Raw genomic sequence first — 2913 nt, 5'->3', positions numbered from 1 at the left:
ACACCATCCCTTAGGCTGCTGGTATTGATGTGGGTTTCGCCGTTAAGGGTTACGGCCATCACCTGCTTACCTATAATATCGGTGATAATCACCCGCGCCACCAACTCGGCATTGGCAATGCTTAGGGTGTTGGTAAATGGGTTGGGGTAAACCCTTACGCCACCCAGCGCAAGCGAGGGCACGCTGGTTATCACCTCGAACTCCACGGTGAGGTTGGTATTGGCATTGAGGCCAGTAAGGGTATAGGTGTTATCGGTATAATCGGCAAGCGGATCGTTGTTTACTCTCCACTCCTTCAGCCTGTACCCATCGTTGGGGCTGGCGGTAAAGATTATGGTGCTGCCCTCCTCCACCTCGTCGCCCGAAGCTATGCTAAAGGTATTTACCGTTGCGCCAAGGGTTCCGTTGGCATTACCATTTACCTCAACCACGCTAAAGCTAACGACGAAGATTGCTGGGGGTACAGGTTTGAATCGAACGCCCACATCAACACCTTGGGTAAGATTACTTATACTATACGTAAGGTCTGTAAGCGTTTCGCTTTCATGGCCATCAATCACCCAAGCGTCTAACTCATAGCCCGAAGCAGGTGTAGCAGTAAATATCAGTTCGGCGCCTTCGTCCACCTCATTGCCCGAAGAAATGGCTTCGCCATTGGCAGTTGCAACAAGAGTACCGTTGGGGCTACCATCAACTTCTATCACGCTAAAAGTTATGGGAAAGGTAGATGCTGGAGGATTATTTACACCATATACGGCCTCGGCCCAGGTGGTCCCCACCCTAATGCCATCAACCAGCACACGCTGGTTCTCGTTGAACTGCCTTAGCGCTATGGTGCCCACATTATCAAATATTTTGGTTTCGGTAACCGAGGTGTTAGCCGAAGATGGCTCGCTATGTGGGAATGAGTTGAACACAAACAGCTCGCTTAGCTTAGTATCGATATTTAGTTTTACTACAACCAGCCACGGAGTACCGGTGGTAATGCTAACGAAGCTCGAGGGGTTTGATGAACCTGTACCAATACCTATGCCGGTACCAGTATCGTTTACCCAAACCCTGGCGAAAAAGTTAGTTTCTAATTCAGTTTGTCCAAGATGCAGAAAATAGCCCTCGGAGTTTGTGCTTTGGGTTTGCACCATGAAGGCAATATACACCGTGCCTTGGGTTTGCTCCGGGAACTTAGTATTAACATCCTCGCCATAGCTATATAGCGCTACGGCGTTTCCTTTTCCACTTCCGTGATATCCCTCAAACTCCAACGAAGGGGCAACCACCTTTATGGGATTTGTTCCATGACCACTATGCGCCGACCACCCAAGGCTAGAGAGGGTGATATCCGACTCATACTCAAAGTACTCCACAAGCAAGGCTTCGCCATCGTCACCACCACCATCATCACCATCATCGCCCTGCGTTAGGGTAACTGGTATGGACAGGCTACTGCCATTTACCGTAAAATTGCTGTTAACAGTGTTGAAGCCTGCTGCCGAAACAGAGAAGCTGTAGTTGCCATTGGTTTGCTCGGTGGATGTTTGTCCACTGGCATTTGTTGTGGGCAAGGCTGCATAACCACTTACGGTAACTTGCGCACCTTGTATTGGGTTAGTACCATCGGTAACGGTAAACTGTACGGTGTAGCTATCCACGGGCTCATCGCTCCAAATAAGCAAGGCATATTCCGGGTGGTCGATAAAAGGATTTCGGTTGTGCTGATAGTTTTCGAAAATCGCATTATTCCGGTTGATCTCCTTCTCGCTTACCGGGTCGTTTGTATGCCACTCGAGCAGGAGGTTAACTACCCACTCCTCGAAGGCCGGATGCCGTGTACCATTATTAACCACATTTGACCAGCTGTACATCTGATCGTAGTAGCGCGTGGCCATATAGAAATAGGTGCGGGCAAAATCGCCCTTGTACTCGTCGATGGGCTCGAAAACAGTTCCAGTATAACCTGGATAGGAACAGGGCCCCTTCTTACTCCCATTAGTTGATGTCCATGTAGGATTGCTTACCTCACCAAAGGGCAGGTTGCCCCGCTGACCATTTACATACCCATCGGTTGGGTAAAGATGAAAAATATCGGTGTCCATTGGGCTAGCATCGGAAAACCAGCTTTTAGGGAATGAGTGCTCCCTATTGTAACACGACCCCTCGCCTGAATAGTTTCCGCATTGATCATCGAAAAAGGTATAGGTATAAGCTGGTGTACTTCCAGGCCTATCGGAGTACACATCCCAAACCTCTCCGTTCGACTTACGATCGGTGTAGTACATAGCATTCCATACCCCTGGAGTATAGCTAAGCACCGTATGATCCTTTATAATATGGTGAAGGGCCTCCATAAGGGCTTCCCCCTGCTTATCTTGTGCTGAGGAGTAGTAGCCTTCCGGAGCCTGAGCATATGAGATGGAGACAAGAAGAGCGGCAAGGATGTTAAGTAAAAATCTTTTCATAAAAACTATTTATTTAGCGTTACTTATATTGAAAAAGTTGTGGCGAATAGAAGGAAAAAAGTTGGCCAATTTACACCCTTAATTGCTAATCGACAAAAATTCTAGAAGAAAAGTTTTGATTAAGGCATTTATAAGACTCACCTCACGGGGGATGAATTGCGGGTTAGACAGTTGCGAGTTAGAAGGTTACGGGTTGGAGGGTTGCGGGTTTAAAGACCTGACAGAGTGCGAAGCCCCTGTCAGCGTCTGGAAAGGAGAAAATGAGTTACGGGTTAGAAGGTTACGGATTGAAAGACCTGACAGCCCTGCCTGTTGCTTGCTTACCCTGCCTAGAGGTAGGCGACAGCAGACAGGGTGCGAAGCACCCTGCCAAAGGAAAGAGCAGGCAGGCTGTCAGCGTCTTGACGAGAAGAAATGAGTGGAGGGTTAGACGATAGAAACTAAAATAATAGAGCCC

1 protein-coding gene is annotated in these 2913 nt (G+C 48.3%); it reads right to left on the bottom strand.

The features are described from left to right. The coding region (locus G8O23_RS17150) for an endonuclease (protein ID WP_219932595.1) at positions 1-2456 on the bottom strand (2456 nt) is incomplete at its 3' end. Between the last annotated feature and the right edge of the window lie 457 nt (positions 2457-2913).

It is taken from the genome of Perlabentimonas gracilis, assembly GCF_011174675.1.
Classification (GTDB): domain Bacteria; phylum Bacteroidota; class Bacteroidia; order Bacteroidales; family Tenuifilaceae; genus Perlabentimonas; species Perlabentimonas gracilis.
Note: the sequence above shows the minus strand (reverse complement) of the source record. Positions and strands in the feature narration are given on the sequence as shown.